This window comes from Roseobacter sp. EG26, assembly GCF_049830555.1.
GTDB lineage: Bacteria > Pseudomonadota > Alphaproteobacteria > Rhodobacterales > Rhodobacteraceae > Roseobacter.
Map to the genome: position 1 here is coordinate 475,061 of NZ_JBNBLH010000001.1, position 25,559 is coordinate 500,619.

At 58.9% G+C, this 25,559-nt stretch carries 26 protein-coding genes; 19 read left to right on the forward strand and 7 right to left on the reverse strand.

The features are described from left to right. Nucleotides 1-19: 19 nt before the first annotated feature. The 8 genes from ACOTTU_RS02365 (at nucleotide 20) to ACOTTU_RS02400 (ending at nucleotide 9,823) form a co-directional block, all read left to right on the forward strand. Complete coding sequence (locus ACOTTU_RS02365) at nucleotides 20-1,108, forward strand: acyltransferase family protein (RefSeq protein ID WP_425655927.1); 1,089 nt, start codon at nucleotides 20-22, stop codon at nucleotides 1,106-1,108. Then, a complete protein-coding gene (gene nuoK, locus ACOTTU_RS02370; protein WP_187428658.1) occupies nucleotides 1,105-1,410 on the forward strand; it encodes an NADH-quinone oxidoreductase subunit NuoK in 306 nt (101 codons plus the stop codon). Before ACOTTU_RS02365 ends, nuoK begins: the two co-directional genes overlap by 4 nt. Before the next feature lie 6 nt (nucleotides 1,411-1,416). Next, on the forward strand, nucleotides 1,417-3,543 hold the full coding sequence (nuoL, locus tag ACOTTU_RS02375) for an NADH-quinone oxidoreductase subunit L (protein WP_425655928.1): 2,127 nt from the start codon (nucleotides 1,417-1,419) through the stop codon (nucleotides 3,541-3,543). Continuing rightward, entirely contained in the window at nucleotides 3,543-5,084 is a 1,542-nt protein-coding gene (locus ACOTTU_RS02380) for an NADH-quinone oxidoreductase subunit M (RefSeq protein WP_425655929.1), read from the forward strand. Before nuoL ends, ACOTTU_RS02380 begins: the two co-directional genes overlap by 1 nt. A gap of 12 nt (nucleotides 5,085-5,096) precedes the next feature. Continuing rightward, nucleotides 5,097-6,542 carry an NADH-quinone oxidoreductase subunit NuoN gene (gene nuoN, locus ACOTTU_RS02385; RefSeq protein WP_425655930.1) on the forward strand — a complete coding sequence of 482 codons (1,446 nt, stop codon included), beginning with the start codon at nucleotides 5,097-5,099 and terminating at the stop codon, nucleotides 6,540-6,542. A 64-nt stretch (nucleotides 6,543-6,606) separates the two neighbouring features. Beyond that, on the forward strand, nucleotides 6,607-7,365 hold the full coding sequence (locus tag ACOTTU_RS02390; RefSeq protein WP_425655931.1) for a biotin--[acetyl-CoA-carboxylase] ligase: 759 nt from the start codon (nucleotides 6,607-6,609) through the stop codon (nucleotides 7,363-7,365). A 12-nt stretch (nucleotides 7,366-7,377) separates the two neighbouring features. Then, on the forward strand, nucleotides 7,378-8,151 hold the full coding sequence (locus ACOTTU_RS02395; protein WP_298912762.1) for a type III pantothenate kinase: 774 nt from the start codon (nucleotides 7,378-7,380) through the stop codon (nucleotides 8,149-8,151). A gap of 4 nt (nucleotides 8,152-8,155) precedes the next feature. Then, nucleotides 8,156-9,823: a ribonuclease J gene (locus ACOTTU_RS02400; RefSeq protein WP_425655932.1), complete on the forward strand. Its 1,668-nt coding sequence runs from the start codon at nucleotides 8,156-8,158 to the stop codon at nucleotides 9,821-9,823. A gap of 6 nt (nucleotides 9,824-9,829) precedes the next feature. Here the strand turns inward: ACOTTU_RS02400 and ACOTTU_RS02405 are convergent, their stop codons facing one another. The 5 genes from ACOTTU_RS02405 to ACOTTU_RS02425 form a co-directional block, all read right to left on the reverse strand. Then, the gene (locus ACOTTU_RS02405) at nucleotides 9,830-11,281 is read right to left on the reverse strand and encodes a DEAD/DEAH box helicase (RefSeq protein WP_425655933.1); all 1,452 of its coding nucleotides are present in this window, start codon (nucleotides 11,279-11,281) and stop codon (nucleotides 9,830-9,832) included. A gap of 135 nt (nucleotides 11,282-11,416) precedes the next feature. Beyond that, complete coding sequence (locus ACOTTU_RS02410; protein ID WP_425655934.1) at nucleotides 11,417-12,370, reverse strand: glycosyltransferase family 2 protein; 954 nt, start codon at nucleotides 12,368-12,370, stop codon at nucleotides 11,417-11,419. Continuing rightward, on the reverse strand, nucleotides 12,367-13,107 hold the full coding sequence (locus tag ACOTTU_RS02415) for a hypothetical protein (RefSeq protein WP_425655935.1): 741 nt from the start codon (nucleotides 13,105-13,107) through the stop codon (nucleotides 12,367-12,369). Before ACOTTU_RS02415 ends, ACOTTU_RS02410 begins: the two co-directional genes overlap by 4 nt. A 10-nt stretch (nucleotides 13,108-13,117) precedes the next feature. Further along, entirely contained in the window at nucleotides 13,118-14,725 is a 1,608-nt protein-coding gene (locus ACOTTU_RS02420) for a peptide chain release factor 3 (protein ID WP_425655936.1), read from the reverse strand. A gap of 87 nt (nucleotides 14,726-14,812) precedes the next feature. Beyond that, nucleotides 14,813-15,829, reverse strand: coding sequence for a Hint domain-containing protein (locus ACOTTU_RS02425; protein ID WP_425655937.1), 1,017 nt, complete (start codon nucleotides 15,827-15,829; stop codon nucleotides 14,813-14,815). A 140-nt stretch (nucleotides 15,830-15,969) separates the two neighbouring features. Here ACOTTU_RS02425 and ACOTTU_RS02430 point away from each other — a divergent pair, with 140 nt between their 5' ends. The 7 genes from ACOTTU_RS02430 to ACOTTU_RS02460 all read left to right on the forward strand — a co-directional run bounded on the left by ACOTTU_RS02430 (nucleotide 15,970) and on the right by ACOTTU_RS02460 (nucleotide 21,558). Continuing rightward, the gene (locus ACOTTU_RS02430) at nucleotides 15,970-16,749 is read left to right on the forward strand and encodes an SDR family oxidoreductase (protein ID WP_425655938.1); all 780 of its coding nucleotides are present in this window, start codon (nucleotides 15,970-15,972) and stop codon (nucleotides 16,747-16,749) included. A gap of 3 nt (nucleotides 16,750-16,752) precedes the next feature. Continuing rightward, nucleotides 16,753-17,874, forward strand: coding sequence for a DNA alkylation repair protein (locus ACOTTU_RS02435; RefSeq protein ID WP_425655939.1), 1,122 nt, complete (start codon nucleotides 16,753-16,755; stop codon nucleotides 17,872-17,874). 109 nt (nucleotides 17,875-17,983) lie between these two features. Further along, a complete protein-coding gene (locus ACOTTU_RS02440; RefSeq protein WP_425655940.1) occupies nucleotides 17,984-19,342 on the forward strand; it encodes a sodium:proline symporter in 1,359 nt (452 codons plus the stop codon). A gap of 83 nt (nucleotides 19,343-19,425) precedes the next feature. Next, on the forward strand, nucleotides 19,426-20,469 hold the full coding sequence (locus ACOTTU_RS02445; protein ID WP_425656449.1) for an ABC transporter ATP-binding protein: 1,044 nt from the start codon (nucleotides 19,426-19,428) through the stop codon (nucleotides 20,467-20,469). A 19-nt stretch (nucleotides 20,470-20,488) separates the two neighbouring features. Further along, nucleotides 20,489-20,839: a Lin0512 family protein gene (locus tag ACOTTU_RS02450; RefSeq protein ID WP_425655941.1), complete on the forward strand. Its 351-nt coding sequence runs from the start codon at nucleotides 20,489-20,491 to the stop codon at nucleotides 20,837-20,839. Further along, entirely contained in the window at nucleotides 20,832-21,191 is a 360-nt protein-coding gene (locus tag ACOTTU_RS02455; protein WP_298912734.1) for a Lin0512 family protein, read from the forward strand. The genes ACOTTU_RS02450 and ACOTTU_RS02455 overlap by 8 nt, the downstream gene beginning before the upstream one ends. Before the next feature lie 136 nt (nucleotides 21,192-21,327). Next, a complete protein-coding gene (locus tag ACOTTU_RS02460; protein ID WP_298912732.1) occupies nucleotides 21,328-21,558 on the forward strand; it encodes a hypothetical protein in 231 nt (76 codons plus the stop codon). A 135-nt stretch (nucleotides 21,559-21,693) separates the two neighbouring features. Here the strand turns inward: ACOTTU_RS02460 and ACOTTU_RS02465 are convergent, their stop codons facing one another. Then, nucleotides 21,694-22,359, reverse strand: a complete 666-nt coding sequence (locus tag ACOTTU_RS02465; protein WP_298912731.1) for a helix-turn-helix transcriptional regulator — start codon at nucleotides 22,357-22,359, stop codon at nucleotides 21,694-21,696. A 27-nt stretch (nucleotides 22,360-22,386) separates the two neighbouring features. After that, nucleotides 22,387-22,761: a hypothetical protein gene (locus ACOTTU_RS02470; protein WP_425655942.1), complete on the reverse strand. Its 375-nt coding sequence runs from the start codon at nucleotides 22,759-22,761 to the stop codon at nucleotides 22,387-22,389. Between the two features lie 220 nt (nucleotides 22,762-22,981). On the opposite strand from ACOTTU_RS02470, the gene tatA reads away from it, so the two are divergent. Genes tatA through ACOTTU_RS02490 form a run of 4 tightly spaced genes read left to right on the forward strand, consistent with a single transcriptional unit; the run spans nucleotide 22,982 to nucleotide 25,403 of the window. Further along, complete coding sequence (gene tatA / locus ACOTTU_RS02475) at nucleotides 22,982-23,194, forward strand: twin-arginine translocase TatA/TatE family subunit (protein WP_298912727.1); 213 nt, start codon at nucleotides 22,982-22,984, stop codon at nucleotides 23,192-23,194. Nucleotides 23,195-23,197: 3 nt separating this feature from the next. After that, a complete protein-coding gene (gene tatB / locus ACOTTU_RS02480; protein ID WP_298912725.1) occupies nucleotides 23,198-23,650 on the forward strand; it encodes a Sec-independent protein translocase protein TatB in 453 nt (150 codons plus the stop codon). Continuing rightward, entirely contained in the window at nucleotides 23,647-24,561 is a 915-nt protein-coding gene (tatC, locus tag ACOTTU_RS02485) for a twin-arginine translocase subunit TatC (RefSeq protein ID WP_298912723.1), read from the forward strand. The genes tatB and tatC overlap by 4 nt, the downstream gene beginning before the upstream one ends. Then, entirely contained in the window at nucleotides 24,558-25,403 is an 846-nt protein-coding gene (locus ACOTTU_RS02490; protein ID WP_425655943.1) for an ATP-binding protein, read from the forward strand. The genes tatC and ACOTTU_RS02490 overlap by 4 nt, the downstream gene beginning before the upstream one ends. Nucleotides 25,404-25,559 lie beyond the last annotated feature (156 nt).

Consider the following 25,559-nt stretch of genomic DNA (forward strand, 5'->3'; position numbering starts at 1 on the left):
CTTGTTCGGGATTGAGTACTTGCGCTTCCTTCTGGCTGGTTGCGTCGTGGTCTACCATTACTTCTATGTTGGTCCGGCGGTTGGTGTCGTTCCGGGGGAGCTCTTCTGGACAAGCCATCTGGTGTACGGCGGCTATGCCGTTGCTGCGTTTTTCATTATCAGCGGTTACGTGATTTCGCTCTCTTCTGTCGGTAAAACCGCCAGTCAGTTTTTCGCGTCACGTGTCAGCAGATTATATCCGGCGTTGTTCTGCTGCACCCTTATGACCGGCTTTATCTTTTTTGCCTCCGGCGGCATGAACAATAGTCTGTTGATCATGACCAGCCTGAAATCGCTGGCATTTCTGCCCATGCTTGGGGGCGGCAAGATGATCGACCCTGCTTACTGGTCGATCGTCTATGAGTTGCGGTTTTACAGCTTCGTGATGTTGTTGATTTTGGCAGGCAGCATTGACCGGGTTCTGGAAATGCTGACGCTCTTTGTTTTTTTGGGCGCTGGTCTGGTACTCTTGGGGCTGGACACGGAATTTGCCGCTTATGTGCTCTTTCCCTATGCACCCTTCTTCGCATTGGGGGTGATCCTGTTTCGCAGACGTGATGAAGGATGGACCACCTATCTGAAGGGCATGTTGGCGCTGCATTTTGTTGCTGCCGTGCATGGCGGCTACTTCGATTTCGGCCGATATGACATGCTGGATGTATCGCAGGTTGCGATATGGGGCATGACGATTGTCGTGGCAGTATCCCTGGCGCTGGTCATTTTTGCAGAGAACGTCACGGTTCCCGAACACTTCGGCCCGTTTGCGATCCTGCTGGGGGGGATGAGCTATCCATTGTACCTGCTGCATCAGGCGGTAGGCTACATCTGTATCGATTTCATGAGCCGCTACATTGGCGCGCCGGCAGCCTCCGCAACGATGCTGGTCGCAGTATTGGTGGCTTCGTTCTTTGTATATCGCTTCATTGAACGGTCCTTCGGCAAAAGCCTCAAGCGGGGCATCTTGTCGATGTTGCCTCCGCGCGGTGCGGCACTTCCGACCGGCCAGGTAGGACAACCCGCAACCATAAAGATACCCACGCCTCGAAATACCAAAGGTGAACAGAAATGATCGGACTTGAACATTACCTGACAGTGGCGGCGACGCTTTTTGTCATTGGCATCTTCGGGCTGTTTCTCAACCGCAAGAACATCATCATCCTGCTGATGAGCATCGAATTGATGCTGCTGGCGGTGAACATCAATCTGGTGGCTTTCTCCAGCTTCCTCGGTGATCTGGTAGGGCAGGTGTTCACGCTCTTCGTGCTGACCGTGGCGGCGGCAGAGGCGGCGATTGGTCTGGCCATTCTGGTCTGTTTCTTCCGCAACCGCGGCACCATCGCCGTGGAAGACGTCAACGTGATGAAGGGCTAAGCAATCATGGAAACCATCATCCTCTTTGCCCCTCTGGTTGGCGCGCTGCTCTGTGGATTCGGCTGGCGTCTGTTTGGTGAAACGGCGGCCATGTGGATCGCTACCTCGTTGCTCTTTGTCTCGGCGATCCTGAGCTGGCTGGTCTTTCTGACCTTTGACGGCACCACCGAGCAGATCCAGATCCTGCGGTTTATCGAAAGCGGCACGCTCAGCACGGATTGGTCGATCCGACTGGACCGTTTGACGGCGATCATGCTGATCGTGATCACAACCGTTTCGAGCCTCGTGCACCTCTATTCCTTTGGCTACATGGATCATGATCCGCAGTGGAAAGAGGGTGAAAGCTACAAGCCGCGCTTCTTTGCTTATCTGTCGTTCTTTACCTTTGCGATGCTGATGCTGGTGACAGCCGATAACCTCGTGCAGATGTTCTTTGGCTGGGAAGGTGTGGGCGTCGCCTCCTACCTGCTGATCGGGTTCTATTACCGCAAACCCTCCGCCAACGCCGCCGCCATCAAGGCCTTTGTGGTCAACCGGGTGGGTGATTTCGGCTTTGCGCTGGGGATTTTCGCGCTGTTCTTCCTGACCGACAGTATCCGTTTCGACGACATATTCGCGGCCGCCCCCGATCTTGCAGAAACGCAGCTGACCTTCCTGTGGTCGGAGTGGAACGCGGCCAATCTGGTGGCGATGCTGCTCTTTATCGGCGCGATGGGCAAATCGGCGCAGCTGATCCTGCACACCTGGTTGCCGGACGCGATGGAAGGCCCAACACCGGTGTCCGCGTTGATCCATGCGGCGACCATGGTGACAGCGGGCGTTTTCCTGGTGTGCCGCATGTCCCCGCTGATGGAATTCGCACCTGAGGCGACCGCCTTCATCACCTTCCTCGGGGCCACCACGGCCTTCTTTGCCGCTACCGTGGGGCTGGTGCAGACTGACATCAAACGCGTGATCGCCTATTCGACCTGCTCGCAGCTTGGTTATATGTTCGTGGCTGCGGGTGTGGGCATGTATTCAGCCGCGATGTTCCATCTCTTCACCCATGCGTTCTTCAAGGCCATGCTTTTCCTTGGCGCCGGTTCGGTGATCCACGCGATGCATCACGAGCAGGACATGACCAACTATGGCGGGTTGCGCAAGAAAATCCCCTATACCTTTGCGGCGATGATGATCGGGACGCTGGCCATCACCGGCGTCGGCATTCCGCTGACCCATATCGGCTTTGCAGGGTTCCTCAGCAAGGATGCGATCATCGAAAGCGCCTTTGCAGGGGGCACCGGTTATGCGTTCTGGCTGCTGGTTGCGGCCGCCGCGATGACGTCCTTCTATAGCTGGCGGCTGATTTTTCTGACCTTCTACGGGACGCCGCGTGGGGACAAACATACCCATGATCATGCCCATGAAAGCCCGATGACCATGCTGATCCCGCTGGGTGTTCTCGCGGTTGGCTCCGTTTTTGCCGGGATGGTCTGGTATGGCAGCTTCTTTGGTCACACTGACAAAGTGGCGAAATTCTATGGTGTGCCTTATGCGGAAGCGGGTGCCCATGGCGACGCGCACGGGGAGGATCATGCCGCCAAGTCCGAAGACGACGGCCACGGCGATGACGCCGCCCATGGCGATGACAAGGCCAAGGGCGGTGAGAAGGAACACCACTATGTCTTCTCCGGCGCACCCGGCGAAGGGGCCATTTACATGGGGCCGGACAATACTGTGCTGGATGATGCCCACGCCGCCCCGAAATGGGTGAAAGTGTCGCCTTTCGTGGCCATGCTGGGCGGTTTCCTGATGGCCATGTGGTTCTACATCTGGAACCCGACTCTGCCGGCGCGTCTGGCCGAAAACCAGCGGCCCCTATACCTGTTCCTCAAGAACAAATGGTATTTTGACGAGCTTTACAACGTGGTCTTTGTGGGCCCGGCCAAATGGATCGGCAGCTTCCTGTGGAAACGAGGCGATGGCGACGTGATCGATGGGGGCCTCAACGGCGTGGCGATGGGGATCATTCCCTTCTTCACCCGGCTCGCGGGGCGCGCGCAATCGGGCTACATCTTTACCTATGCCTTTGCCATGGTGATCGGCATTGCGGTGCTGGTGACGTGGATGTCAATCGGCGGAGGAGCGCACTGATGGATAATCTTCTGTCGATTGTAACCTTCATCCCGGCGGGTGCGGCGTTGATCCTCGCGGTATTCCTGCGCGGTGACGACGAGGCGGCAAACCGGAACGCCAAGTGGCTGGCCATCGCGGCCACAACCATGACCTTCCTGGTGTCGCTGTTTATCCTCGCGGAGTTCGATCCCAACGACACCGGCTTTCAGTTCGTTGAGCAAGCGCCATGGTTGCTGGGGCTGCAATACAAAATGGGCGTCGATGGCATTTCGGTGCTTTTCGTGATGCTGACCACTTTCATGATGCCGCTGGTGATTGCCGCGTCCTGGAATGTGACCGAGCGCGTCAAGGAATATATGATCGCCTTCCTGATGCTGGAAACGCTGATGCTGGGCGTCTTCATGGCGCTGGATTTGGTGCTCTTTTACCTCTTCTTTGAGGCGGGGCTGATCCCGATGTTCCTGATCATCGGCATCTGGGGCGGGGCCAACCGCATCTACGCCAGCTTCAAGTTCTTCCTCTACACCTTCCTCGGCTCGGTGCTGATGCTGGTGGCGATGGTGGGCATGTTCGCGGATGCGGGTACGACGGACATCGAGGTGCTGCTGAAACACCAGTTCGCGTATGAGACCTTCTCGGTCGCGGGCGTCACGGTTGTGGGCGGTCTGCAAACCCTGCTGTTTCTGGCCTTCTTCGCCAGCTTTGCCGTCAAGATGCCGATGTGGCCGGTGCACACATGGTTGCCCGATGCCCACGTTCAGGCCCCCACAGCCGGATCGGTCGTTCTGGCGGCGATCCTGCTCAAAATGGGCGGCTATGGCTTCCTGCGGTTCTCCTTGCCGATGTTCCCTGTGGGCTCCGAAGTGATGACGCCGCTGGTCTTGTGGATGTCGGCCATTGCGATTGTCTACACCTCGCTGGTCGCTCTGGTGCAGGAAGACATGAAAAAGCTCATTGCCTATTCTTCGGTCGCGCATATGGGTTTTGTTACCATGGGGATTTTCGCGGCCAATCAGCAGGGCGTGGATGGGGCGATTTTCCAGATGATCAGCCACGGCTTTATCTCCGGCGCGCTCTTTCTCTGCGTTGGCGTGATTTACGACCGCATGCATACCCGCGACATCGACGCCTATGGCGGGCTGGTGAACCGGATGCCGGCTTATGCGCTGATCTTCATGCTGTTTACGATGGCGAACGTTGGGCTGCCGGGCACTTCCGGCTTTGTCGGTGAATTCCTGACGCTGATGGCGGTTTTCCAGGTCAATACATGGGTTGCGGCAGTGGCCACCACCGGTGTGATCCTCTCGGCGGCCTATGCGCTCTGGCTCTACCGCCGCGTGGTCATGGGTGATCTGATCAAGGAAAGCCTGCGCTCGATCTCGGACATGACCTCGCGGGAACGCTGGATATTTGCACCGCTGGTGGCGATGACGCTGCTTTTGGGCGTCTACCCCGCGCTGGTGCTGGACATCACCGGCCCGGCGGTTGCGGCTCTGGTTGGCAATTACGACACGGCATTGACGGCGGCTGAGGCTGCGTCACAGCTCGCGTCAAACTAAAGGACGGACAACATGGTATCCGCTGATTTGACACTTGTTCTGCCGGAAATCTTGCTGGCGCTATATGCCATGGGCATGCTGATCGTGGCGGTCTACACCAGCAAGGACGGGCTGGCGCCGACGCTGATCTGGATGACGGCTGCCGTGATGGCCGCATTGGGTCTGTGGATCGCAACCACCGGCGAGGGGACGGCCACAGCCTTCAACGGCATGCTGGTGCTCGACGGGTTTGCGCGTTTTGCCAAGGTGACGATCCTGCTGTCGGCTGCTGCCGTGCTGATCATGTCAGAGGCCTATATGAAATCGCGCGATCTGTTGCGGTTCGAATACCCTCTGCTGGTGGCGCTGAGCGCGGTTGGCATGATGGTGATGGTCTCCGCCGGGGATCTGATGGCGCTTTATATGGGGTTGGAACTGCAATCGCTGGCGCTTTACGTGGTGGCCTCGCTGCGCCGCGACTCTGTGAAATCAACGGAAGCGGGTCTGAAATACTTCGTGCTGGGCGCGCTGTCTTCTGGCCTACTGCTTTATGGCGCGTCGCTGGTTTATGGCTACGCGGGCACAACACTCTTCTCGGGCATCATTGAAACCGCCCAGCATGGCGAGGTTTCGGTCGGATTGCTCTTTGGTCTGGTCTTCCTGATCTCGGGCATGGCGTTCAAGGTCTCCGCCGTGCCGTTCCACATGTGGACGCCCGATGTCTATGAAGGCTCGCCCACGCCGGTTACCGCCTTTTTCGCTACCGCGCCCAAAGTGGCGGCCATGGGGCTGTTTGCGCGGGTGCTGCATGACGCCTTCGGCAATGCGGTCAGCGACTGGAGCCAGATCGTCGCACTGCTGTCGGTGCTGTCGATGTTCCTCGGTGCCGTGGCGGCGATTGGCCAGAGCAACATCAAACGCCTGATGGCCTTTTCCTCGATTGCCCATATGGGCTATGCGCTGATGGGTCTGGCGGCAGGCACCGTTCTCGGTGTGCAGGCGATGCTGATCTATATGGCGATCTATGTGACCATGAACATCGGCACCTTTGCCTTCATCCTGATGATGGAGAAAGACGGCCAGCCGGTCACCGATATCGCCTCGCTGAACATGTATGCCAAGCGTGAACCGGGCAAGGCGCTGGCCATGTTGGTACTGCTTTTCAGCCTTGCCGGCGTGCCGCCGATGCTGGGCTTTTTCGGCAAGTTCTACGTGCTGCGTGCCGCCTATGAGGCCGGTCTGGCCTGGCTGGCCATCGCGGGGGTCGTGGCCTCGGTGATCGGTGCTTACTATTATCTGCGCATCGTCTTTTTCATGTATTTCGGCGATGAGAGCAAAGAGGGGCTCGACAGCGGCGGGTCGAACACCGTGCTCTGGGGGTTCCTGATGGCCTCTGCTGCCATCATGGTTCTGGGCATTGCCAATATGTTCGGGGTCGAGACCGCCGCTGCCGCCGCAGCCGAGACCCTGCTCAACTGAGCAGGGGCGTGACGGGTCCTGCCAAGCGCCCCACCGGGCCAGTGCCTCAGCGGGTCACCGCATCATGAGCACCTGGCCTGAGGGATATGGGCGCATTGTGCTGCCCAGCGTCGGGTCCACGCTGGACGAAGCCGTGCGGCGCGCGCGCGACACGCCCGGTGCTTTCTGGGTGCTGGCCCATGCACAGACGGCGGCACGGGGACGGCGCGGGCGAGCATGGAGCATGCCCGCTGGAAATTTTGCCGCAACCCTGCTGCTACGCCCGCAGGAACCCCCCGGCGTCGCGGTGCTGCGGTCCTTCGTGATGTCATTGGCGCTCTATCGGGCGCTTGTGGATGTGACGGCGAACCCGGATGATTTTGCGCTGAAATGGCCCAATGATGTGTTGTTGCGGGGCGGTAAACTGGCCGGTATCCTGCTGGAAAGCGTCGGTCAGGGCGGGCAGATGGGGCCTCTGGCCATCGGGGTGGGCGTGAACCTGCGCCATGCGCCCGGTGCCGATGAGGTCGAGCAGGGCGCGTTGCGCCCGGTGTCCTTACGCGGTGAGACCGGCCATGACATCACACCGGAGTCTTTTCTTGACATCCTCGCCACGCATTACGCAGCGCTGGAGACGCAGTTTGTCACCTACGGGTTTGCGCCAATCCGAACCGCCTGGCTTGCCCATGCGGCACGGCTTGGCCAACGGGTCCTGGCGCGAACCGGGCGCGAAGAGATTTCCGGCACCTTTGAGGACATCGACCGCGATGGTAACCTGATGCTGCGCACCGCGCGCGGTTTGCGCGCCATCGCGGCGGCGGATGTGTTTTTTCAAAGCCCATGAGGGAGGCAAGCCATGCTATTGGCAATTGATTGCGGGAACACGAACACGGTCTTTGCGATCTGGGACGGGCAGCAGTTTCTGGCCTCCTGGCGGACCTCGACCGAATGGCAGCGCACGGCGGATCAGTATTACGTCTGGCTGAGCACGCTGATGCGCCTGCAGGGCATCGAGGCGCAGATCACCGATATGATCATCTCCTCCACCGTGCCGCGCGTGGTCTTCAACCTGCGGGTTCTGGCGGACAGATATTTCAGCACGCGCCCGCTTGTGGTGGGCAAACCCGACTGTCTGTTACCCGTCGATGTGCGCGTCGATCAGGGCACGCAAGTGGGCCCCGACCGGCTGGTCAACACCGTCGCAGGGCATGATCTATACGGCGGCGATCTGATCATGGTCGATTTCGGCACCGCCACCACATTCGACGTGGTCGATAGCGATGGGGCGTACATCGGCGGGGTCATCGCGCCTGGTGTGAACCTCAGCCTTGAGGCGCTGCATCAAGCCGCTGCCGCCCTGCCGCACGTCGATATTTCCAAACCGCAGGCGGTGATCGGCACAAACACGGTCACTTGCATGCAGTCGGGCGTTTTTTGGGGTTATGTCGGGCTGGTGCGTGAGATATGTGCCCGGATCAAGGCAGAGCGTGATCGAGAGATGCGCGTAATATCAACGGGGGGGCTGGCCCCATTATTCCAGCAGTCCGAAGCGCTTTTTGACGCTTTCGAGGACGATCTGACAACGCACGGTCTGACCGTGATCCACAAGTTTAACAAGGACAACGCTTAACCACATGAGCAATGAAAGACTGATCTACCTGCCTCTCGGAGGGGCGGGCGAAATAGGCATGAACGCCTATGTTTACGGCTATGGACGCCCCGGCAAGGAACGCCTGATCGTGGTTGATTTGGGCATCGCCTTCCCCGATATGGACACCAGCCCCGGTGTCGATGTGATCATGCCGGACATTGCCTGGCTGGTGGAGCGGCGTGACCGGATCGAGGCGGTGTTCATCACCCACGCCCATGAAGATCACGTGGGCGCCATCGCCCACACATATGATAAGCTCAAGGCACCGATCTATGCGCGCGCCTTCACGTCGAATATCGCGCGGCGCAAGATGGAGGAACATGGCCACCCCGAGGATGCCGTGACAACGGTTTCCGCCTGGCCGGAGAAGGTTGCAGCCGGGCCGTTCTCAGTCGGCTTCCTGCCGATTTCGCATTCGATCCCGGAAAGCTCTTCGCTGATCATCGACACGCCAGAGGGCCGGGTGATCCACTCAGGGGATTTCAAGCTGGATGAGACACCGTTGGTCGGTGAGCCCTTTGACCCGGATCTCTGGGCCGAGGTCAGCAAGGGCGGCGTCAAGGCGCTGATCTGTGACAGTACCAATGTGTTTTCACCAAAACCGGGCCGCTCCGAGGCGAGCCTGGGTCCGGAAATCACCAAGCTGGTGCAAAAGGCCAAAGGCATGGTGGTGGCCACGACCTTTGCCTCCAACGTCGCGCGGGTCAAAACGCTTGCAGAGGCCGGAGAGCGCGCAGGTCGCTCCATCGTGCTGATGGGGCGCGCGATGAAACGCATGATCGAAGCGGCGGTGGAAACCGGCGTTCTGACTGATTTTCCGCCAACCGTCGCCCCCGAAGATGCCAAATCCATCCCGCGCGAAAACCTGATGCTGCTGGTCACCGGTTCGCAGGGCGAGCGACGCGCAGCCTCGGCGCAATTGTCACGCGGCAAATATCAGGGAATGGAGATGAAAGAGGGCGATCTCTTTCTCTTCTCCTCCAAGACGATCCCCGGCAATGAAAAGGGTGTCATCCGCATCATGAACGCCTTTTCTGAGCAGGGTGTCGATGTGGTTGATGACAGCGACGGGCTGTATCACGTATCGGGCCACGCCAATGGTCCTGATCTGGAACGGCTGACCTCAATTGTGAAACCGCAGGTGCTGATCCCGATGCACGGCGAGCACCGGCATCTGCGTGAGCACGTTAAGATTGCCAACCGCAATGGGATGACAGGTGTTCTGGCGGTGAACGGTATGATGGTGGATTTGTCCGGCAATCAGCCGACGATTGCGGAATATATCGACACCGGGCGCACCTATCTCGACGGCTCGGTGCAGATCGGGCAAATGGATGGCGTGGTGCGGGACCGTATCCGGATGGCGTTGAACGGCCATGTGGTCGTCACGGTCATTCTGGATGACGAGGACGAACCTCTGGGGGAACCCTGGTGCGAAATCAAAGGGTTGCCGGAGATCGGATCCAGCAAGGCATCGCTTGTCGATGTGCTCGAAGCCGATCTGGGTCAGTGGCTGGCGCGGGCCGGCGCAAAAACCCTGCGGGATGATGATAAGCTTCACGAGGGTTTGAAACGCACCGTGCGCAATTCCGCTCTGGAAGAAATCGGGCGCAAGCCGGAAGTGACAATCGTGGTGAGCAGGCTCAGTTGAGCCTGCTTATCCGGCGCTGCGTTCCTTGAAGCTCAGCCCAATAAATTCCGGCGTGTGATCGCCTAGGCCGACAACCTTGTTGCCACCGCGGTCATTGCTCTGCTTGCCGCGTCCCGATGTGCGGCTGCGGGCGCTGCGTTTAGGCTCTTGAGCAGCCTGCACGTCCGCTGTTTCACTCGTGCTTTGCGCTGCCGGAGCCTCGTCAGGTGATTTCTGGGCGGCGTCGTCTTTCTTGCGGCTGCGCGTTCGGCTGCGCTTGGGCTTGTCCTCTTTCTCCGCATCCGCTGGTTTGTCGGCAGCTTTTTCCGCCGCGAGCGGGTTGTCGAGCCTGGGAATTTCGCGCTGCACAAGCCGTTCGATATCCGCAAGGTTTCTCTCGTCACGCGGCACGCAGATCATGATCGCCTTGCCGTCGCGCCCGGCACGTCCGGTGCGGCCAATGCGGTGCACGTAATCTTCGGCATGGCTCGGCACATCGAAGTTGAATACATGACTGACCGACGGCACATCGAGCCCACGGGCGGCCACGTCCGACGCCACCAGAAACCGCAGCGTCCCGTCGCGAAAGCCGTCAAGCGTGCGGGTGCGCTGGCTCTGGTCCAGATCGCCGTGAATGGGGGCGGCGTCATAGCCGTATTTTTTCAGCGATTTTGCAACGATATCCACGTCGACCTTACGGTTGCAGAAGACAATCGCATTGGTGCATGTGTCGCCTTCGGCATCAATCATGCGGCGCAGCACTTTGCGCTTTTCCGACGGTTCGCGGTCCTTGCGTGAGCCTTTGAACATGACAACGCCCTGCGTGATGTTTTCGCCGGTCGTCGCCTGGCGCGCCACCTCGATCCGTTCAGGTGCTGAAAGAAACGTATTGGTGATCCGCTCGATTTCAGGTGCCATGGTGGCGGAGAAAAACAGTGTCTGCCGGGTGAAGGGCGTGAGGCCGAAAATGCGTTCGATATCCGGGATAAAGCCCATGTCGAGCATGCGGTCGGCCTCATCCACCACCATGACCTTGACGTCCGACAGGATCAGTTTGCCGCGCTCGAAATGGTCCAGCAACCGGCCCGGCGTCGCGATCAGAACGTCCACACCCTTGTCGATCAGCGTGTCCTGTTCCTTGAACGACACGCCCCCGATCAGCAGCGCCTTGGTCAGCTTGAGGTGCTTGGAATAGGTGTCGAAATTCTCCGCGACCTGTGCGGCCAATTCGCGGGTGGGGCACAGCACAAGGCTGCGCGGCATGCGTGCCCGGGCGCGTCCGCGCGCAAGGGCCGTGATCATCGGCAGCACGAAGCTGGCGGTTTTCCCGGTGCCGGTCTGGGCGATGCCCAACACGTCCTTGCCTTCCAGAGCAGGCGGGATCGCACCCGCCTGAATGGGCGTGGGTGTTTCATAGCCTGCTTCTTGAACAGCTTTCAGAACCTTGGGGTTCAGATTCAAATCAGTAAATTTGGTCATATATGTCCGGTTTTGGCGGACACTATTTTGGCCCGCAGCAGCGTTCATGTCGGCCCGAATGGCCCAAGTGGCGACCTTTGTCGCGACATGCTCCGCGTCCATATCAACAAGTGTTACCAGCGTCAAATAATTGCGCTATCCGCCCGTGAAATCAGGGAAATGCTGGTTAACAAGCGTATCGAGGTCAAGCCGGTACTCTGCCAGCAGGTCATGGGCTTGAAGGCGGGCACGATGATCGGGTGTATCGGCGCAGACTTCGTCAAAGAAATGACGCAGCCCCGAATCGTCCCGGGATTGCACAAGCTGAGCGAGAAAGTCGTGCAACGTCACGCCGCCTGATTCTGCTGGGGCGAGGTCGGCTCGGTAGGCGCCTTTGATATGGCGGTAGTCATAGGCGGCGCGCCAGCTTTCCCAGGTGGCGGCATGTACATGGGCCAAGGCCACATCAGTTAACGCGGCCTCCGCGGGGTTCATTGTGTCCGACTGAAAGATGTTATGAATCCGCACCTCGACATCGTTTCGTCCGGTGCGCACAAAGAGTTTGCCGGCAACATGGCTCAGAAACCCGCCTTTCACATACTGCCCGTAGGTCGGGTAGAGCGCCTTGACGGTGGCCAGGCGGTCGGGGCCGTTGGGAACAAACCGTTTGAAGGCCATGGTTTCCCCGATGGGCTGCAATTGAGCCAAGGCTTCCATCGGGCGGATGCGCGCGCTCACGCATGTCTCGGGCAGTTGGGACAGATGCTGCCAAAGCGGTTTTTCTGCGATCAGAAATTCATCGACATCCATGTGGATCAACCAATCCAGATCACCCGCGCGCTGATAGCAATGCGTCGCGTTGCGCGACTGTCTGACCTGATGTTTGACGGGTGGTTTGCCGCCACGCCTGCGCCAATAGGTATCATCGCAAAGGGTGACGCGGCATTTCGGGTGCGCCTTGAGGTGGGTAAAAGCATCTGGATTTGGCGCATCGAGAAAGATGTGAACCCGGTGCGCCCCAGCGCTCAGATGAAAGGCGGCAAAGCGAAGGACGTCAGTGGCCGAGGCTTTGGCCGTGGCGCAAAGCCCCCATTTGACCTCGCGGGTCACGTATCGTCCTTTGGTTTGAATTTCTGCACGCGGCCCAGAATGCTGCGATGATCGGTCATGGCCATCCAGAGCATGCGCATGCCCAACGGGCGGATGGTTGCATCGCGTTCGCACAATTGCCAGAGCCGCGACAGCAGAACACGGTCCAGATCGCCGCCCTTGAGCGAATAGGGCTGCATCTGAAATGCCAGCGCCGGGCGCCTGATGCCGGGTTTGCGGCGGAAAGGCGTGCTGTTTGCAAGACCTGTGACGCGGCGTTCGCTGTCATGCAGCTTGATCATGTCAAACAGCGTCGACAATCCCATGCCAAGCGCGCGTTGATCGCCGTTCTGGCCAACATCTGCAAACGTTGTTGCTGCAGAGATCAACCAGCGCGTGGGCAATTCGCGCGCCATGGCATTGCCGTGCTCGGCCCAGATGCGAAAAAACAGGTCCAGCGCGCGTTGAGGAGGATCGCGTCGCCGCGTCACCGCGATCAGCATGGCATGCAGGTGATGCAGCGCGCTTTCGCCTTCAAACTGCGCCTGAAGCTCAACCCATTTACGCCCTGCCGAAAACCGCGCCGCGTCGCGAAAATCCACCTCCGGTGCCACAACCTTGCGGGTGTGTACCGCCTCAAGGTCGACATCTTCGGGAGGTAAAATCTCGTCGAGCTCTTCGAAAGGCCGCTGACGCCGCTCCAGCTCGCGCATCAGCTTGAAGTAGCCACCCCGATGAATTTCGTCCTTATTGTTCATGGCGAGGCCGTCAGACCATCATTTCCTTTGTTGCCGTCAGTTTGACGTCCGGATAGTCGCGGGCGACCCGGTCGATATCCCACTGTAGGCGCGTCAGGTAGACGATGTCACCATCGTGATCATGGGCGATATGCTGCTTGTTGCTGTCCGAGAAACGCTCGACGGCCTGCTTGTCACCGCTGACCCAGCGGGCAGAGGTGAATTGCGAGGCGTCAAAACGCACCGGCAACCCGTATTCCAGCTCGATCCGGCTGGCCAGCACCTCAAACTGCAACTGCCCCACAACGCCCACGACGAAGCCTGCACCAATCGACGGTTTGAAAACTTTCGCCGCACCTTCCTCGGCAAATTGCATCAGCGCCTTCTCAAGGTGCTTGGCCTTGAGCGGGTCACCCGCCCGCACGCCTTGCAAAAGCTCAGGCGCAAAAGAGGGGATGCCGGTCACGCGGATGGCTTCGCCTTCGGTCAATGTATCGCCGATGCGCAATTGACCATGGTTGGGAATGCCGATGATGTCGCCCGCCCATGCTTCCTCGGCCAACTCCCGATCTGAGGCAAGGAACATGACCGGGTTGCTGATGGTCATGGGTTTCTTGGTGCGCACATGGGTCAGTTTCATGCCGCGCTGAAAATGGCCTGAAGCCAGACGTACAAAAGCCACGCGGTCGCGGTGCTTGGGGTCCATATTGGCCTGAACCTTGAAGACGAAACCCGCCACCTTCTTCTCCTCGGGCAGCACCTGGCGCGGCTCCGCGGACTGGATTTGGGGTTCTGGTCCGTAGCTGGCAATGCCCTCCATCAACTCCTTGACGCCAAAGGAGTTAATCGCGGACCCGAACCAGATGGGTGTCAGCGAGCCTTCATGCATCGCGGCCAGATCAAGGGGCGGCAACAATTCACGCGCCATTTCGACATCTTCGCGCAGCTTGTCCAGCAGTGCGGCGGGCACGTGTTCGGCGAGTTTCGGGTCTTCGAGCCCGTCAATCTCGATGGTCTCGGCCACGCGATTGCGATCCGCGCGGTCCATCAGCTCAAGACGGTCGCGCAGGATATCATAACACCCCAGGAAATCGCGCCCGACGCCGATGGGCCAGCTGGCCGGTGTCACGTCGATGGCCAGGTTTTCCTGAATTTCATCAATGATTTCAAAAACGTCGCGGCTTTCGCGGTCCATCTTGTTACAGAAGGTCAGGATCGGCAGATCGCGCATGCGGCACACTTCAAAGAGCTTCTGCGTCTGGCTTTCCACGCCTTTTGCACCGTCGATGACCATAACGGCGGCATCCACGGCTGTTAGCGTCCGGTAGGTGTCCTCGGAGAAATCGGAGTGACCGGGTGTGTCCACCAGATTGAACCGGAACTCTTTGAAATCAAAAGACATGGCCGAGGCGGAAACCGAAATGCCACGATCCTTTTCCATGGCCATGAAATCCGAACGGGTCCGGCGTGCTTCACCTTTGGCGCGTACCTGTCCGGCCATTTGGATGGCCCCGCCAAACAGCAAGAATTTCTCCGTCAGCGTGGTCTTGCCCGCATCGGGGTGGCTGATGATGGCAAAGGTGCGACGCCGTGCAATTTCAGGCGGCAACTCGGGGCGATTGTGAGATGAATCCAGCATGGGTGCGCGTATAGCGAGGCGGGCAGGGCGCGGCAAGCGATGAGCGGGCTGCCAGGTCTTGCAAATGCGATGACCCCTGGTCCTGATCTAGCTCAGCGTGGCATTGCGCAGATGGTCCATGATATCTGCATCCACCGCCACATGACCGCAAGCCGCAGTGCCGTGGGTCAGTATGGGGGCGTTAGACGTTCGCCGTATATTGAAATCGTTTAATATTTCGGACGGCATCAGCGGTGCTGTGCGCCCGTCAATTGGCAGGGTTTCGATTGCAATGCCATGCGCGTAGATGACCTCGCGGGTGTCGAAGACTAGTTGATAGTAGTCTACAAACCCCCCTGACAACGCCCGTATGGAGTGGCCATCTACAAGATCGGCCGCTTTGACGTGCAATTCGGAATGTCCCACCCCTGTTTGGTGAGGGTGCCGGGAGATCAAAAATCTTTGGTTGGCACTGACAATCAGGTCGTACGAATTTTGCAGCGCTCCGGCGAGAATGCGAACCGGGGCAAAGGCGCCAAGAGCGCGTTGCGTGCTGTGCCCAATCCAACGCAAGCGCTGGATGCCATTGTCACGGGTCAGAACCGGATCGCCGATTTTCAGGTCCTCGATACATTTCTGACGGCCTTTGCCGGTGGTGATCACAGTCCCGCGCGTGAGCGAACCGCAGGAAGCCTGCGCCAGTCTCAATGCAGCCTTATGTGTGTCGACACCAATCAACTGGTAGTTCATCTGCGCCTTTAGCGCGCCCAACGGCAGGGCGAAAACCTCATCTGTTGCACCGTCCCTGTCCAACTGTACCAAAATGACGACTTCGGTCAGGGGCGCATCATCGGACATCAGCGTCACAACACAGTCAAGGCGGACCTCTGCACCGATCACACCGGCCTCGCTGGCAGGTGCGATGTGATACTGCCCACGGTCGTTGCAGAGCAGCATTAGCCGGTGCAAAAGCGGCGGATTCACCAGAGAATAAATATCGTCCAGTACCAGATCATCTGCGTCGCCCAACCCGTCGCCATCATTGGCGCCGGAAATTACGGTCATTTCAGATGCCAGAAAGGTTGCGAAGGACTGATCCGGGGTATCTGTGTGTTTCAGGAGCATGTTCCTTTGCTGTTTGGCATCGTTTGACTTTCAAGGTGTTAACGCAGGTTTGTCGCAACGCGAAAAGATGGTGCAGTCTTTTGCTGGTCTCTTCTGTCGTCACGGTGTTAGGCATAGTCTGAAACGAAGGGGAGCATGTTATGGATTTGGGCATCAAGGGGAAACGCGCGGTAATTTGCGCATCTTCGAAAGGGTTGGGTTTTGGTTGTGCACAGGCCTTGGCCGCGGCGGGTTGCGATTTGGTCATGAATGCGCGCGGTCAGGAGGCCCTGGAAGCAGCGGCTGAAAAGATCCGTTCGGAACACGGCGTATCGGTCGAGGCGGTTGCTGCCGATATCACCACGGATTCGGGTCGCGCGGATGTTCTTTCGGTGGTTGGCAGCGCTGATATTCTGGTCAATAACGCGGGCGGGCCGCCACCGGGCATGTGGCATGACTGGGATCGCGATGACTTTATCGCGGCGCTTGATGCCAATATGCTGTCGCCCATTGCCATGATCAAAGCGCTTGTCCCCGGCATGATGGAACGCGGCTGGGGCAGGGTGGTCAATATTACCTCGCAATCGGTCAAAGCGCCCATACCGCAGTTGGGATTGAGCAATGCCGCGCGCACCGGGTTGACGGGCTATGTGGCAGGCACCAGCCGTCAGGTGGCAGGCTCCGGCGTGACGATCAACAACCTGTTGCCCGGCATTCACGCAACCGACCGCGCGCAAGCCCTGGATGGCCCGGTGGCCGAGCGAGAAGGGATCACGTTGGAGGAAGCGCGGGCGCGTCGTTCCGCGACGATTCCCGTCGGTCGATACGGGACGCTGGAAGAATTCGGTTCTGTTTGTGCGTTTTTATGCTCGCAACATGCAGGGTTCATGGTGGGGCAGAACATTCTTCTGGATGGTGGTGCCACCAACGCCACGATCTGACCCATGGCTGATAAGTTTTCGCTGAAGGATCATCTGTTCAACCCGCAGACCGTGGATCAGCTTGCGCAGGAATATGCTGCGGGCGTACCACATTTTGATCCGCAGAAATTTGCCCGCGCGGCGCTTGGCGGCTTCGACACGCGCGAACTGATGGCCCGTCTGGAATGGCTTGCCGACTGCATTGAGGCGCAGTTGGCAGAGGGTTTTGACGCCATGGCAGATCAACTCGAAGCGGCCATGCCTGCGCCGCTGGATCCCGCTTTGCAGGACGATGATTTCGGTCATTTCATCCATGCGGTGCCGGGTATTCTGGCCGTGCGCCACGGGCTGGAGGCGCACCGCCCCCGGGCAATGGACCTGCTTTATCGGGCCACGCAGCGGTTCTCGATGGAATTCTACATCCGCGCTTTTCTGAACCGTTGGCCGCAGGAAACCCTCGCCATGTTGCAAAAATGGGTGCAAGACGACAATTACCACGTACGCCGCCTTGTCAGCGAAGGGACGCGCCCCAAGCTGCCTTGGGCCAAATCCGTGGATCTGACCCCGGATCAAACCTTGCCGCTTCTGGATATCCTGCATGCCGACCCCACACGCTATGTCACACGGTCGGTGGCTAACCATCTGAATGATCTGTCCAAAATCCGTTCCGATCTGGTGCTGGAGCATCTGGCATCTTGGAAAGCGGCAGGAAAGCAGACCGCCAAGGAGCTTGACTGGATGACCCGTCATGCGCTGCGCAGCCTGATAAAAGAAGGTCACCCCGGCGCTATGATGGCTCTGGGCTATGACCCGGATGTACCGGTCACGGTCGATCTGGACATCCTGACTCCAACGCTCGCCGTGGGTGAGACCCTGAAGTTTAACTGCCAAGTCGCGGCGGCGACGGATTTGCCGGTGCTTGTGGATTACCGCATTACCTTTGCACGCCCGGAGGGCAAGCAGGGTAGCAAGGTCTTCAAGCTTAAACAGGGCAAGGCCACGCCGTCAAAACCCTTTGGGGTCAGCAAAGCGCATAAGCTCAAAGGGGATGCGACAACCTTTCGTCTCTATCCGGGCAGGCACATGGTGACCGTTCAGGTCAATGGCGTTGACCGCGCGCAGGCCTGTTTTGAGCTGACCGACTGATCGTTATTCAAACGTCTGTTCACGTTTTTGACAGCTTGTCGTCGCCCGTCTGGCATCACGTCTGACGGTCGGGTACCGGTTGGGGTCAAACAGAAAAGGCCCATCCGCAATGCAAACCACTCTTCTTGTTGTCATTTTCGGTGTGATCATCGTCGCCAGCCTGCTGGCAGCGCCCCGGCGTGTCAGCGTTGACGGCTTTTTCAGCGGCAAATCCGACAGCGGTGTCGCACCGGGCCTCTGGGTTCTGGTGCTCAGTCAGGTGACCACGTGGATTTTTGCGCGTTCCCTGATGAATGCGGCCATTTTGGGATATTACTACGGGATCGCCGGAACCCTTGCCTATGCGGCCTACTACGGGTCGTTTCTGACCGGCGGTTTCATTGTGGGCCATCTGCGCGCCAAAGGTGCGGGATCGCTTCAGGACTGGCTGGGCGTGCAGTTCGGCACCCTCGGGCAGGGGACCTATAATCTGGTGATCGGCTTGCGCCTGCTCTCCGAGGTCTTTGCCAACCTGCTGGTGGTCGGGCTGATTTTCGACGCGCTGGCAGGCGGCAGCGGCACGATTGCCATTCTCATCGTCTCCGTTCTGGGGCTGGCCTATTCCGCCTGGGGTGGGCTCAGCGCCGCGCTGCGGACGGATGTGGTGCAAATGCTGCTTTTTCTGGTGGCGCTGACGCTGGCTTTTGGCGCACTGGTTCTGACCCCGGGGTTTTCGCTGACAGCCGTTTTGACCGCGCCGGGGGCATCAGGCCCTTACAACGGGTGGATCCTGCTTGTGGTCGCGGCCCTTCAGGTCTTTTCCTACCCCGCCCATGATCCGGTGATGATGGACCGCGGGTTTCTTGCCGACAAAGATACCACGCGCCGGTCCTTCCTGCATGCTTTCTGGATTTCGACCCTGTGCATTCTGGCCTTCGGGTTCTTCGGCATTCAGGCCAGCCTCGTTGGCGCGCCCTACGAAGGGCAGTTGATCGGCACATGGGCCGGAATGTTCCCGCCCTGGGTCTTTGCCCTGCTGGTCATCTCACTGCTGGTCTCGGCCATGAGCACATTGGATTCCGCGCTGGCCTCCTCTGCGCGACTGGCTGTGGAAGAGCTGGGTCTTGCCACCCGCAGCCTCATGGGCGGGCGCATCGTCATGGTCGTCGTCATGGCGCTGGGGGCGGCGCTGACACTCTGGGGCAACGCCACGCTTTTTGACGCGGTGGCGGTCAGCGGAACGGCCTCGATGTTCCTCACCCCGGTTCTGCTGATCGGACTAGTGGGTGCGCGGCGCATCCCGCTGTGGTCTTACCTCACGGCCTTCGGGGCGGCGGTGACGGGTGCCTTTGTCTATTTTGCCCGTGGTTGGGACGGCGTGGCTGCCTTTTTGCCCGAAGGTCACAAATACGAACAGCTGCTGGTGATCTGCTGCGTCGTTTTATGCATCGGCTTCGTGGCAGTGCTTGCGGGCGCGCGGAAGGGCTGATAGCTCATCACCTGATTATTTCAGTCGGATTTGATGAGCGCCGCGTGACACCTGCACCTCCAAGGTTGGAAATCAAGAACCTGATGCGGTCGTTTGACGGGCGCGCCGTGGTCAATGATGTCAGCTTTTCGATCCAGCCCGGGCAGGTCACCTGCCTGCTGGGTCCGTCTGGATGCGGCAAATCCACCACCCTGCGCATGATTGCGGGTGTTGAAATGCAGGATAGCGGTGAAATCTACGTCGACGGATCGCTGGTCTGTGACACGATTTTCCGCCTGCCGCCCGAGCGTCGCGAGATTGGCCTGATGTTTCAGGATTTCGCCCTGTTTCCCCACCTCAGCGTGGCCGAAAACGTGGCCTTTGGCCTGAAATCCGGCAGCAAGGCAGACAAGCGCAAACGGGTGGAGGAACTGCTGGAACGCGTCGATCTGATGCGGTTCATCGACGGATATCCTCATCAGTTGTCGGGCGGTGAGCAACAGCGTGTGGCGCTGGCCCGTGCGCTGGCCCCGAAACCCAAGATCATGCTGATGGATGAGCCGTTTTCAGGCCTTGATAACCGCCTGCGCGACGGCATCCGGGACGAGACGTTGAACATCCTCAAGGAGCAGGACACCGCCGTGCTGCTTGTCACCCACGAGCCCGAAGAAGCCATGCGCATGGCAGATGAGATCGCCTTGATGCGTGACGGCCGCATTGTGCAGCATGGCGCGCCCTACAATGTCTACACACGGCCGGTCGATCGTGCGGCTGTGTCGTTCTTTTCAGATGCCAACGTTTTGCGCGCTCAGGTAACAGGCGCGCTGGCGCAAACACCTTTCGGGCAGTTTCTGGCACCCGGGTATCCCGATGGGTCGCCTGTGGATATCGTCTTTCGCCCGCAACACGTTCGCATTGATTTTGATCGCAACGGGACCGGACCGAAACCAACCGCTACCGATGGGACGGCGGCCCGCGGCGTCGTGCAGCGGGCGCGTTTCATGGGCAATGAAAGCCTTGTGGAATTTGCGATGGATTATGATGGTTCGGTTCTGCGCGCCACTGTCCCGAATGTATTCCTGCCAAAATCCGGCACTGTGATGTGGCTGACGATCCGGCGCGACAAGTGTTTTGTTTTTGATGCCTGAGGGCAGATAGGAGACCGCAATGGAAAAACTACTGGTGGAATTCGGGATGGGCACATCGCTAAGGCGTGGTGATTACACCGAAGCGGCGGTGCGCGGCGTCAAAGATGCGCTCTGGCACAATTCGATCAACCTCGCGGAGCTTTTCGGCTTTGAGAAAACCGACATGCAGATCATCGTCGAAATCGGGGTTCAGCACCCCGAGAAGGTGGATGTTGACAAGGTTCTGGCGGTTTTCCCTTACGGCCAGGCAGATGTGCGCGTGCACCACGGCGGGCTGGACGCACCGCGACCCGATGGTGACGGCAACCCCACGATCATGGCCAATGTGGCGCTGACGGTCGGTTTCGACATGGAGCGCAAGGATGGCTGAGCAACGTGTGATCATCGAGATGGGCATGGGCAACGATCTGCATGGCCAGAATTATACCAAGGCGGCAAAACGGGCGATTGAGGATGCTTTTCGGCACTCATCGCTACCGCTTTTCGGGGCAATCGGGCTCGATCATTCCGAAATGCGCGTGCAGGTGACGGTCGGCGTGCAGGACCCGGATGCGGTTGATGCGGACCATCTGGTTGCAACCTTGCCGCGCGGGCGCGCCGAGGTGCGGATTGTAAAGGGTGGGCTGAACGTCACAACGGTTTCCGGCGATCCGATTGTGATTGCTCAAGCCAGTGTTGAGGCCTTTCTGCCACCCCAAACGGGCTGGCGACTGAAACCCTGAGGTCGGCGCTTTTTCGCCGGAAACGGCGGCGCCAATCCGCCATACGGAACCCGATCCACCTTGCTGCGTTTTTATGCTGCACTTATACCGCAAAATGCTGGAGTTGATCCGGCTTGCCTTCAAAAGGGAATGAGCAATGAAGAAAACTGGTATCTTAGTAACATTTGTCGCAATGGGGCTTCTTCAGGCCTGCGCAACCACACCTCAGCAGCAAAGACAAGTTGGCTGTGTGGGCGCTGGCGTCGCTGGTGCATTGGCCGGTGCTGCTGTGGGCAACCAGCTTGGCGGAGGGTCCGGCAGGGACATCCTGACAGCCGGTGGTGCCGTTGCAGGCGGCGTTGCGGCAAACAATGCGGCTGGGTGCTAACCCACGCATAAAATTGCGATTTTTACGATTATGATGTGAAATGGTGCTGTTTCGGCCCGAAACGAAATGGCACCCTTCAAACCTAAACTTCTTCACATAAATCCATATTTTGCCGCGCCGCGAGGCGGTGTGTTGCTAGGGCACGTAATCGGCAATGGTCTTGCCGGGCTCATCAACGAAAAGCTCAGGCAGCGCTTCTGCCGTCTGGATCAGGTCGACTCGAAAAACGCGGAACGCTCCGCGCATTTCACACCACGACGTCAAGGTCCAGATCCGGCCCCAGTATTCCATGTGCAGCGGGCGGATCGTCCGTGTCGTGATCTGGTTGTCCTTGGACGTATAGACTATCCGCAGCTTTTGTTTCGCCCGGATGGCGGCCCGCAAAACCGGCATATGCGTAAACCCGCGCGCGGCATCCGCAAAGGGATAGACAGCAAATTTCCACGCGTCCGCTTCGGAAACGGTTTGGGTCGGCAGCACCGCATCAACCTTGTCAGCGAGGCTCAACGCCGCCGCCTTGAGGTCCGGGTCAGCGGCTTCGCCAACAATGGCCATGCCAAGGTTCAGCGCTTCCAGTTCCTCGACGGTGAGCGTGAGCGGGGGCAGGGTGATGGCTTGCGTAATCATGTAGCCCACACCGCGCTCGCCTTCCACAGGGATGCCCGATGCGGTGAGCGTGTCCATGTCGCGGTAGATTGTGCGGGTTGAAACCTCCAGTTTTTCGGCAATGTCCTGCGCGCGGTGTAATTTCCCGTCGCGCAGGATCTGGATAATGTCGAAAAGGCGGTCTGTGCGGCGCATGGTGCCGTTGTGCCAGCCTGCTCCTGTTTAGTCCATTGTCAGCACGATAGACGCGTGGCGCATGCTGGCGCTGCCTTCCTCGATGGCTTGCATCATCGGCATCGCTTCCGGATGAGCCATCAACTCTTCGGCCGTCTGTTTTGCGGCACTCATGGACGTCCAGACAATGTGATCGGTCCAAAGGCCGTCTTCATCGACGCTGAGCGTTCGCGAAATTACCGCGCCCGATGCCCGCAGAAACGGTTCGATATCGCCGGCGGCCTTTAAAAAGACGTCGCGTTCGACGCCTTCGGCCAGCCGAAAGGTGACAACTTCTGCAACGGTCACGGATCTGGCAGCGCCTCGCGCCGCATCTGCCGCGCCGAAAGCGATACCGGTTGTCGAATAGGGAAATAAGCGCATGATCTGTCCTTTCATTGTCTTGCGTCGAGGATAGACATGACAGCAGGCAACTGACATAAACCTGTCAGTTGAGTTTGGTCATTCTCAATTTTCCGAGATTCAGCCGTGCTGCGGGTTCTGAAAACCGCTTTGGTTCTTTTCGGCCAATTGGGAATTCCCTAGAACTGAAGGCGACTGAGGCTGCCCCGCTGGCGGTGGCTTACGAAATGGGAGATTTGAAATGTTGAACAATATTGGCCTGCCGGGCCTTTTGCTGATCGCGGTTGTTGTGCTGGTGCTTTTCGGGCGTGGCAAGATTTCCAGCCTGATGGGTGAAGTGGGCAAAGGCATCACGTCATTCAAGAAGGGCATCAACGAGGGCCAGGATGAGATCGCAAATGCGTCCGAGGAAGCCAAGGACGTGACCCCTGAGGCTGAGAAAGACAAGGTCTAAGCCATGTTCGATATTGGCTGGACGGAGATGCTGGTCATCGGCATCGTCGCGCTGATTGTTGTGGGTCCCAAGGATTTGCCGGTGCTGTTCCGAAAGGTCGGGCAGGCCGTGGGCAAGGCCAAGGGCATGGCGCGCGAGTTCAGCCGGGCCATGAATGACGCCGCTGATGAGACTGGCATGCGAGACGTGGCCAAAGGGTTGAAGACGGCGACGAACCCGATCAACTCCGCCATGGATGGCGTGAAAAACGCGGCATCAGACCTTGGCAAGTTCGATCCCGATAGCGAAACCGGCAAGCTGGCCGCTGAGCGGGCGGAGCAGACCAAGAAAATACAGGCTGCCACGGCGCGCGCTGCGGCAGACCGTAAGATGAAAGAGGCGCAGGAAGCGCAGGCCAAAGCTGCCGAACTAGAAGCCGCGCGGGACGCGGAGCCCCCCGCAAAGAGTGAAACATGAGCGCATCTGACGACATTGACGACAGCGCCGCGCCGTTGATCGAACATCTGGCGGAGCTGCGCACAAGGCTGATCCGCTCCGTGATTGCCTTTCTGATCGGAATTGTGCTCGCCTTTACCGTGGCAGAGCCGATATTGCAGTTTCTGTTGGAGCCGATCGAGGAAACCCTGCGCGAGTTGGGTGATCCTTCGCCCACCATGCAATATACCTCGCCACAGGAATACCTGTTCACGCTGTTTCGGATCTCGATGGTCTTCGGGTTTGCCCTGGCCTTTCCGGTCATCGGGTTGCAGCTATGGCGTTTCGTGGCTCCGGGGCTCTACCGTACGGAAAAGAACGCCTTTTTGCCGTTCCTGATCGCCTCACCGGTCATGTTCCTGCTGGGCGCGTCCTTTGCGCATTTTGTCGTGACACCGCTGGCGATGGCATTTTTCCTCGGATTTGCAGATGTACCTTCCATCATTGCCGATCTGATGGGGTCGATTACAGGTGCCGATCAGGTCGCTGCGACCGCCGGTGCGACGCAGGAGGGTATCCGTATTACCTTCTTCGGCAAGGTAAACGAATCCCTTGATATTACTTTGAAATTCATCATGGCCTTCGGGCTTTGCTTTCAGCTGCCAGTGCTGTTGACGCTGATGGGCAAGGCGGGCCTGGTCAATGCCGAAGGGCTTGGCAACGTTCGCAAATACGCCGTGGTGGCCATCCTTGTGCTCGCGGCACTGGTCACACCGCCTGACGTGATCACGCAGGGTATTCTCTTTACCGTGGTCTATGGGCTCTATGAGGTGTCCATCTTCCTTGTGAAGCGCGTGGAAACCAAACGCGAAACCAAATTGCGCGAAGAAGGCCTGTGGTTTGAGGACGACGAAGATGAAACCGATGACAGTGCTGAGGATCATCTGAAGTGATTGACGACCCGATGGACCGCATCGCGGCGGCACTGGAGCGGATGGCGCCGGCGCCACAGGCCGCGCCGGACTTCTCGACCGCTTCCGCATTTGTCTGGCACGTAGAGCCGGATCGGCTGGAACCTGTACCTGTGGTCGCGCGCATTGATCTGTCGCTACTTGTAGGTCTGGATCGCTCCCGCGACACGCTATTGGCAAATACCGACCAGTTTGCCCGGGGATTGCCCGCTAACAACGCGCTTCTCTGGGGTGCGCGCGGCATGGGAAAATCGAGTCTTGTCAAATCGATACACGGCGAAGTTCACGCAAAATATGATGGCTTGCGGATCGTGGAGCTGCAGCGGGAGGATTTGCCGTCTGTCGGGCGGCTTCTGAACCTTTTGCGCGGTGCGCCCTACCGGTTCATCCTGTTTTGTGACGATCTTTCCTTTGGTCACGATGATGCGCATTACAAAAGCCTCAAAGCCGTTCTGGACGGTGGTATCGAAGGCCGTCCAGAAAACGTTGTGCTCTATGCCACATCGAACCGGCGTCATTTGATGCCCCGCGACATGATCGAAAACGAACGCGGCAGCGCGATCAACCCGTCAGAGGCGGTTGAGGAAAAGGTTTCCTTGTCAGATCGCTTCGGGTTGTGGCTTGGTTTCCACCCCTGCGATCAGGACCAATACCTGGAGATGATCCGCCGGTACTGTGACGCCTATGGCGTGAAGATCAGCGATGACGATCTGCGCGCCGAAGCCATCGAATGGCAGGCCACACGCGGCGCGCGTTCAGGGCGCGTAGCCTGGCAGTACTTCACCGATTTGGCGGGGCGCAAGGGCGTGACGCTGGGCGGTTGACGGGCTGTATCAGGTGGATGACCTGTGCCCCCGATGGTCTGAGCGCTTTGCGCCAGCTGCTTTTGTTCAATGAAATCCTGAGGCGCGTGCCGCCACCAATGTGCCTGTTTCCAAGGCTGAAGGATGCCAGCACGGAGGGTTGGAGCTTCATATCGT

What these genes read in the sequence shown, in the direction of transcription:
- nuoK (WP_187428658.1), top strand. Translation starts at nt 1,105, where the DNA reads ATGATCGGACTTGAACATTACCTGACAGTGGCGGCGACGCTTTTTGTC.
- nuoL (WP_425655928.1), top strand. Translation starts at nt 1,417, where the DNA reads ATGGAAACCATCATCCTCTTTGCCCCTCTGGTTGGCGCGCTGCTCTGT.
- ACOTTU_RS02380 (WP_425655929.1), top strand. Translation starts at nt 3,543, where the DNA reads ATGGATAATCTTCTGTCGATTGTAACCTTCATCCCGGCGGGTGCGGCG.
- nuoN (WP_425655930.1), top strand. Translation starts at nt 5,097, where the DNA reads ATGGTATCCGCTGATTTGACACTTGTTCTGCCGGAAATCTTGCTGGCG.
- ACOTTU_RS02390 (WP_425655931.1), top strand. Translation starts at nt 6,607, where the DNA reads ATGAGCACCTGGCCTGAGGGATATGGGCGCATTGTGCTGCCCAGCGTC.
- ACOTTU_RS02395 (WP_298912762.1), top strand. Translation starts at nt 7,378, where the DNA reads ATGCTATTGGCAATTGATTGCGGGAACACGAACACGGTCTTTGCGATC.
- ACOTTU_RS02400 (WP_425655932.1), top strand. Translation starts at nt 8,156, where the DNA reads ATGAGCAATGAAAGACTGATCTACCTGCCTCTCGGAGGGGCGGGCGAA.
- ACOTTU_RS02405 (WP_425655933.1), bottom strand. Translation starts at nt 11,281, where the DNA reads ATGACCAAATTTACTGATTTGAATCTGAACCCCAAGGTTCTGAAAGCT.
- ACOTTU_RS02415 (WP_425655935.1), bottom strand. Translation starts at nt 13,107, where the DNA reads ATGAACAATAAGGACGAAATTCATCGGGGTGGCTACTTCAAGCTGATG.
- ACOTTU_RS02420 (WP_425655936.1), bottom strand. Translation starts at nt 14,725, where the DNA reads ATGCTGGATTCATCTCACAATCGCCCCGAGTTGCCGCCTGAAATTGCA.
- ACOTTU_RS02425 (WP_425655937.1), bottom strand. Translation starts at nt 15,829, where the DNA reads ATGCTCCTGAAACACACAGATACCCCGGATCAGTCCTTCGCAACCTTT.
- ACOTTU_RS02430 (WP_425655938.1), top strand. Translation starts at nt 15,970, where the DNA reads ATGGATTTGGGCATCAAGGGGAAACGCGCGGTAATTTGCGCATCTTCG.
- ACOTTU_RS02435 (WP_425655939.1), top strand. Translation starts at nt 16,753, where the DNA reads ATGGCTGATAAGTTTTCGCTGAAGGATCATCTGTTCAACCCGCAGACC.
- ACOTTU_RS02440 (WP_425655940.1), top strand. Translation starts at nt 17,984, where the DNA reads ATGCAAACCACTCTTCTTGTTGTCATTTTCGGTGTGATCATCGTCGCC.
- ACOTTU_RS02445 (WP_425656449.1), top strand. Translation starts at nt 19,426, where the DNA reads ATGCGGTCGTTTGACGGGCGCGCCGTGGTCAATGATGTCAGCTTTTCG.
- ACOTTU_RS02450 (WP_425655941.1), top strand. Translation starts at nt 20,489, where the DNA reads ATGGAAAAACTACTGGTGGAATTCGGGATGGGCACATCGCTAAGGCGT.
- ACOTTU_RS02455 (WP_298912734.1), top strand. Translation starts at nt 20,832, where the DNA reads ATGGCTGAGCAACGTGTGATCATCGAGATGGGCATGGGCAACGATCTG.
- ACOTTU_RS02460 (WP_298912732.1), top strand. Translation starts at nt 21,328, where the DNA reads ATGAAGAAAACTGGTATCTTAGTAACATTTGTCGCAATGGGGCTTCTT.
- ACOTTU_RS02465 (WP_298912731.1), bottom strand. Translation starts at nt 22,359, where the DNA reads ATGCGCCGCACAGACCGCCTTTTCGACATTATCCAGATCCTGCGCGAC.
- ACOTTU_RS02470 (WP_425655942.1), bottom strand. Translation starts at nt 22,761, where the DNA reads ATGCGCTTATTTCCCTATTCGACAACCGGTATCGCTTTCGGCGCGGCA.
- tatA (WP_298912727.1), top strand. Translation starts at nt 22,982, where the DNA reads ATGTTGAACAATATTGGCCTGCCGGGCCTTTTGCTGATCGCGGTTGTT.
- tatB (WP_298912725.1), top strand. Translation starts at nt 23,198, where the DNA reads ATGTTCGATATTGGCTGGACGGAGATGCTGGTCATCGGCATCGTCGCG.
- tatC (WP_298912723.1), top strand. Translation starts at nt 23,647, where the DNA reads ATGAGCGCATCTGACGACATTGACGACAGCGCCGCGCCGTTGATCGAA.